The organism is Amycolatopsis rhizosphaerae, from assembly GCF_007713715.1.
GTDB classification, from domain to species: Bacteria; Actinomycetota; Actinomycetes; order Mycobacteriales; family Pseudonocardiaceae; genus Amycolatopsis_E; species Amycolatopsis_E rhizosphaerae.
The window spans coordinates 1-5,407 of the sequence record NZ_VJWX01000478.1 but is presented as its reverse complement, the minus strand read 5'-3'; the positions used below and the strand labels follow the sequence as shown (position 1 = coordinate 5,407).

5 protein-coding genes and 1 riboswitch are annotated in these 5,407 nt (G+C 72.6%); all 5 genes read right to left on the bottom strand.

The annotated features are described in order from the left end of the window. Positions 1–1,058: 5-oxoprolinase/urea amidolyase family protein (locus FNH05_RS31045; protein ID WP_144592415.1), on the bottom strand; the 1,058-nt coding region annotated here is incomplete at its 3' end. 4 nt (positions 1,059–1,062) lie between these two features. Then, positions 1,063–1,710 carry an urea amidolyase associated protein UAAP2 gene (locus FNH05_RS31040; RefSeq protein ID WP_222426758.1) on the bottom strand — a complete coding sequence of 216 codons (648 nt, stop codon included), beginning with the start codon at positions 1,708–1,710 and terminating at the stop codon, positions 1,063–1,065. After that, on the bottom strand, positions 1,707–2,414 hold the full coding sequence (locus tag FNH05_RS31035; protein WP_144592414.1) for an urea amidolyase associated protein UAAP1: 708 nt from the start codon (positions 2,412–2,414) through the stop codon (positions 1,707–1,709). Before FNH05_RS31035 ends, FNH05_RS31040 begins: the two co-directional genes overlap by 4 nt. Next, on the bottom strand, positions 2,411–3,970 hold the full coding sequence (locus FNH05_RS31030) for an amino acid permease (protein WP_144592413.1): 1,560 nt from the start codon (positions 3,968–3,970) through the stop codon (positions 2,411–2,413). The genes FNH05_RS31035 and FNH05_RS31030 overlap by 4 nt, the downstream gene beginning before the upstream one ends. A gap of 51 nt (positions 3,971–4,021) precedes the next feature. Then, a riboswitch (guanidine-I (ykkC/yxkD leader) is annotated at positions 4,022–4,132 on the bottom strand. 152 nt (positions 4,133–4,284) lie between these two features. Continuing rightward, positions 4,285–5,407 (bottom strand): multicopper oxidase family protein (locus FNH05_RS31025; protein ID WP_144592412.1); only part of this gene is annotated, 1,123 nt, incomplete at its 5' end.

The following is a 5,407-nucleotide window of genomic DNA, read 5'->3' as shown; positions in this document are numbered from 1 at the left end:
GGCTGGACCGGGGCGGGGGCGGGAAGACCGGCCAGGCCGCGTTCGAACTCCGCGGCCACCGCGGCACGGGGATCGGCCAGCAGCGCCGCCCGTTCCTCGTTGATCTTCCCGGCCTCCTCGGGGGAGACGAGCACGAGCCGCACCGTGTCGCCGGGCCGGGCCTGCGCGAACATCCAGCGGTCCGCGCGGATCACGGTGAACGGCACCACGAATCCGCCGAGGCTCGGCCCGTCGGGGCCGACGACGACCGGGGTGTCGCCGGAGAGCATGATCCCGCCGACCGGATAGGCGCTGTCGTGGATGTTGGACGGGTGCAGCCCGGCCTCGCCGCCGTCCCGCCGGGCCCATCGCGGGGCCGGGCCGGACAGGCGCACCCCGGTCCGGTCGGCACGGTGGTCCACCGTCCAGGCGGCCGCGAGCAGGTCCGCGGCCGCGTCCTCGGCGAGATACTCGGGCGCGCCGTGCGGCCCCGCGAGCACCCGGACCGTCCACTCCGTGCCGAGGCGAGGCAGGAGGGACGCGACGTCGGCCGGGGCGACGAGATTTTCCGTGCGGCCCAGCGGAAGCACGTCCCCGGCTGCGAGGGCGCGGCCGTCGAGGCCGCCGAAGCCGCCGAGCAGGAAGGTCGCCCTGCTGCCGAAGACCTCGGGCACCGCGACACCGCCGCCGACTGCGAGATACGCCCGCATGCCGGGGCCCGTGCAGCGGCCGAGGTCGACGACTGAGCCGGGCGCCACCGTGGTCATCACCCCCGGCCACAGCGGCCTTCCGTCCACTGTGGCGTGGAACGCCGCTCCCGCCAGGCAAACGGTGACCCGGCGGCCGAACCGCAGCACCGGGCCGGTCAGCACCGCCTCCAGCCCGGCCGCGCCCGGCGGGTTGCCGACGGCGGCGTTGGCCAGCGCGAAGGACAGGTCGTCCCAGGCCCCGGACGGCGGGACGCCGACGTCCCACAGCCCGCCCCGTCCGGCCAGATCCTGCACGGTGGTCTGCGTACCCGGCGCGAGCACGGTCATGGTGCCGGTGCCCACCGGCACCGGCGTGTCCAGTGTGGTCATCGGTCTACCACCAGCCCAGCAGGCGTACCGGCGTGGGATCCCAGCCGTTGCACGGGTTGTTGAGCTGCGGGCAGTTGCTGATCAGCACGTACAGCTCGCGCTCCGCGCGGATCTCCACGTACTTGCCCGGAGCGGAAAGCCCGTCCTCGAAGGTCAGTCCGCCTTCGGCGGTCAGCGGCACGTTCATGAAGAAGTTGATGTTGTGCCCGAGCTGCCGCGCGCCGATCCCGACCCGCGCCCCGTAGCGCAGGAAGGTCTCGCGGCAGGCGTGCTGGTGCCGCGTGTGGTCGCCGTAGCGGACCACATTGGACTCCTGGGCGCAGGCGCCACCGAGGGTGTCGTGGCGCCCGCAGGTGTCCGCGGTGATCGTGGCGAGCACGTCCAGGTTCACCGACAGCAGGCGGGAACCGGCGGTCAGGTACACCGCTCCCTGCTCGCGGACGGTGTCCATGGCGCTGTAGCGGTTGTCGAGGTCGGCGGCGTCGTAGAGCAGCGTGTCCACGGCCTGGTTGCCGTGCAGGTCGACGATCCGGAGGCAGCCGCCCGCCGGGATGGTGGCCAGGTGGCCGTCGCCGTCGGCCACCGTGACGTCCAGATCCGCGGCGGCCGGGTCCAGTTCGCTCTCGACGACGGGCAGAAGCGTCTCGGTCATGCCAGCACCTCCCGTGCGGCTCGCAGCGCCCGCGCGCTCTCCGCGCGGAAGGTCCGGGAAGGATCGTCCTCGCCCACGGGCGGGGCGGTACTCACCTCGGCGCGGACGGCCGCGGGCGCCCACCGCGGGTCGAGGGGGTGCGGCGAGGTGGAGAGCACCACCAGCAGGTCGAGTTCCGCGCGCAGGCTCACCCAGTCGCCGTCCGCGGCGTGCCCGGGGACGAACGCGAGGGAACCCCTGGGGTCACCGGAAGTGGCGGCCTTGCTGAAGAAATTGACGCAGGCGTGCAGGTCCGCCGGGCCCCGGCCGTGCTTGCGCAGCTCGCCGAGCAGCCCGGCGCGCGCCGAGCGGCGCCACTGGTTGCGGTCGCCGGTGTAGGCCGACGGGCCGAACCTGGCGACGTGCGGATCGCAGGAGTGCCCGCACAGCGCGTCGTGCCAGTCCAAAGAGGAGCCGGTGACCGAGCACAGCGCGGTGCCGCGGTCGGACATGAGCACCATCGGCGGCCGGATCCGCGCACTCATCTGCGCCTTCAGCGTGTCCGGCACGTTGAGCCGGTCCACCGGGTGGTGCGCGGCGAACAGCAGCGTGGAACAGTTCGCCCCCGCCCCCAGCGCGGTCAGGCGCAGTTCACGCCCGGCACGGATGAGCACCGACCACGCGGCGCCCCCGGGAATCTCGTGGGACAGCAGCACTTCGCTCATTCCGCACCCCCGAGGGCCAGCGCCGGAGCGTCCACAGTGTCCACTGTGTCTACTGGGGTGGCCGTGGACCGGCGCGCCTGCACCGCGTACGCCAGTGCACCGACGAGGAGAGCCCCGCCGAGGAACAGCGGCGCGAACCACTGGAGGTAGGTGTGGCCGCCCTGCGGGTCGAAGACCTCGGCGCGCGGCCAGCCGAGGTTCACCGCCATCACCGCGCCCCAGACCACCGCGAGCACGTTGACCACCACACCCCAGCGTCCGAGCCCGAACAGCCCGTCCGCGGCCGGGAGCCGCCCGCGCAGGCGGCGGACGAGCAGTGGCAGGGTCACCATCAGGTAGGCCAGGTACAGCAGCATGATGCAGACGCTGGCGAGCGTGGTGAACAGTGCCGCGTTGCCGACGTTGACCAGCAGCAGCGCGGCGGCGAGCACACCGACGAGTACCGAGGACCGCACGGGCGTCCCGGTGCGCGGGTTGACCTTCGCCAGGCCGTCCGCGAACGGCAGCACCCGGTCACGGGCCATCGAGAACACCATGCGGGTGGCGGCGGTCTGGATGGCCAGGGTGCACACCGTCACCGCGATCGCCACGTCCACCAGGAACGCCCGGCCGAGCGTGTCGCCGAGCCGGCTGGTCAGCACGTACGGCAGGCCGCGCGCCGGGTCGCCGAGGCTGCCGTCGTCGACGCTGTCCGCCGACATCACCGTGGCCAGCAGCATCAGCGCGCCACCGAGACCGGACACCAGCACCGCGCGCAGGATCGTGCGCGGCGTCGTGCGGCGCGGGTCGCGGGTCTCCTCCGACAGCTCACCCGCGCTGTCGAACCCGACGAGCACGTAGGAGGCCATGAGCCCGGACACGACGAACGCCCAGAGGTAGCCGTGCCCGCCGACACCCTGCGTCCGCAGCACCACCCCGGGGCCGCGCTCGGCGTGGGAGAACAACGCGACGCACAGCAGCGCGACCCCGACGAGTTCGCAGGTGACGCCGACGCTGTTGACCACCGACATCAGCCGGACCCCGATCGCGTTGATCGCGGTGGTCAGGCCGAGCAGCAGCACGCCGAGCACCACCGCGTTGGCCGCGCCGGTGACGCTGGTCAGCGACGAATCACCGCCCACCAACTGGAAACCGGACCACACCGGTGGAAGCACCACCTGCAGCGCGATCGCGGCACCGGCCAGCGTCACCATCTGGGCCGCGATCATCAGCCAGCCCGCGGTCCAGCCCCATCCGCGCCCGCCGAGCCTGCTCGCCCACTGGTAGATCGCCCCGGAAATGGGGTAGCGCGCGGCCAGTTCGGCGAAGCAGAGCGCGACCAGCAGCTGGCCGCCGAGCACGATCGGCCAGGTCCAGACGAAGGCGGGACCGGCGAAGGAGAAGCCGAAGGAGAACAGCTGGAAGACCGTGGTCAGGATGGAGACGAAGGAGAACCCGGCGGCGAAGGAGCCGTAGGAGCCGATCTTGCGGCGCAGCTGCTGGCCGTAGCCGAACCCGGACAGGTCGCCCGCATCGCCGGGCGGCTCGGTCCTGGGATGCACTGGTGTGACGGACATACCCACCTCCGGATCGGGTCCCGGACCACGTACGCAGCCCGGGCCGTGATGGCCTCCCGGGCTTTTCTCCCGCCGTGGAACGGTTCCGCCTTCCGGGGCGGACCGCCTGCGTCTCTCGGACCAGGCCCACCCGTGGGTGGCGGAACCCTAGACGCGCCCCGCCGTGCGGCGGGTCGGGAACAGTGCACCTCCCGGCCGTGTCACCATCGGGTCGATGCCGTTAACGCGACGTATCCGCTCCGGCGATCTCGCGCCGCTCGCGGTTACGCCGCGTTCACACGTCCCCGGCTCCGTCGGTGCGGTCCCCAGGGGGATCACACGATCTCGAGGTTGGCCATCATGCCCATGTCTTCGTGTTCGGCGTTGTGGCAGTGGAAGAGGTAGCGGCCGCGGTAGCCGTCGAAGCGGGTGATGATCTCGGCCGATTCGCCCGGTCGCAGCGAGACGGTGTCCTTGAGGCCCGCGTCGTGGGGGAGCGGCTGCTTCCCGCCGCGCGAGAGCACCCGGAACCCGGCCAGGTGCAGGTGGACGGGGTGATGGACGTCGGCGACCAGCCGCCACACTTCGACGTCGCCGAGGCGGACGGTGACATCGGAGCGGGCCGGATCGAACGGCAGCCCGCCGATCAGCCATCCGTGGTCGCCGTGCCTCCGCCCGGCGCGGAAGGAGAAGTCGCGCACCCGCACGGCGTCCGACCGCCGCCAGGTCGGCAGATCGGTGGACAGGGTGCGGGGGACGCGGCTGTCGTCGGCGGCCCTGCGCGCGACCCGGAAGGCCATCACGTCGCGGGTACGGCCGGAGCCGAGCCGGTTGACGATCCGGACAAGGCCGCCGACCGGGACGCCGGCGAAGTCGATGACCACGTCGTAGCGTTGCGCGGGCGCGATCGGCAGGAACTGGTGGGCGACCGGCGCCTCGAGCAGTCCCTGGTCGGCGCCGATCTGGACGAGGTCGAGCCGGCGCCCGTCGCCGGTGACTGCTTCGAGTTCGTAGTGCCGGGCGTTGGAGGCGTTCAGGATGCGCAGCCGGTGCCGAACCGCGTCGACCTCGTGCACGGGCCACGGGGCGCCGTTGACCAGGATCACGTCGCCGAGCACTCCGGCGAGGTAGGCCTCGTGGACACCCGGCTGCTCCCGCAGGGTGGGGTCGAGAGCGGGGTAGCGGAGGCTGCCGTCGGCGTCGAACGCACGATCCGTGATCGCGAGTGGCAACTCGCGTGGCCCGGAGGGCAGGCCGAGCGAGTCTTCGGCGTCGTCGCGCACGATCTGCAGCCCGGCGAGTCCCCGCCAGATCGCGGGGGCGGTGAAGTCCATCCGGTGGTCGTGGTACCAGAGCAGTGCCGGCCGCTGGTCCATCGGGAACGTGTAGTCCCGCGTCAGCCTGGTCACCACCGCCCGCGGATCGGTCATCCCCTCCATGCCGTGCATCGGGTGGGCG

Bases quoted from the DNA above. Each gene is read 5' to 3' on its own strand.
- FNH05_RS31030 (WP_144592413.1), bottom strand. From the start codon at position 3,970: ATGTCCGTCACACCAGTGCATCCCAGGACCGAGCCGCCCGGCGATGCG.
- FNH05_RS31035 (WP_144592414.1), bottom strand. From the start codon at position 2,414: ATGAGCGAAGTGCTGCTGTCCCACGAGATTCCCGGGGGCGCCGCGTGG.
- FNH05_RS31040 (WP_222426758.1), bottom strand. From the start codon at position 1,710: ATGACCGAGACGCTTCTGCCCGTCGTCGAGAGCGAACTGGACCCGGCC.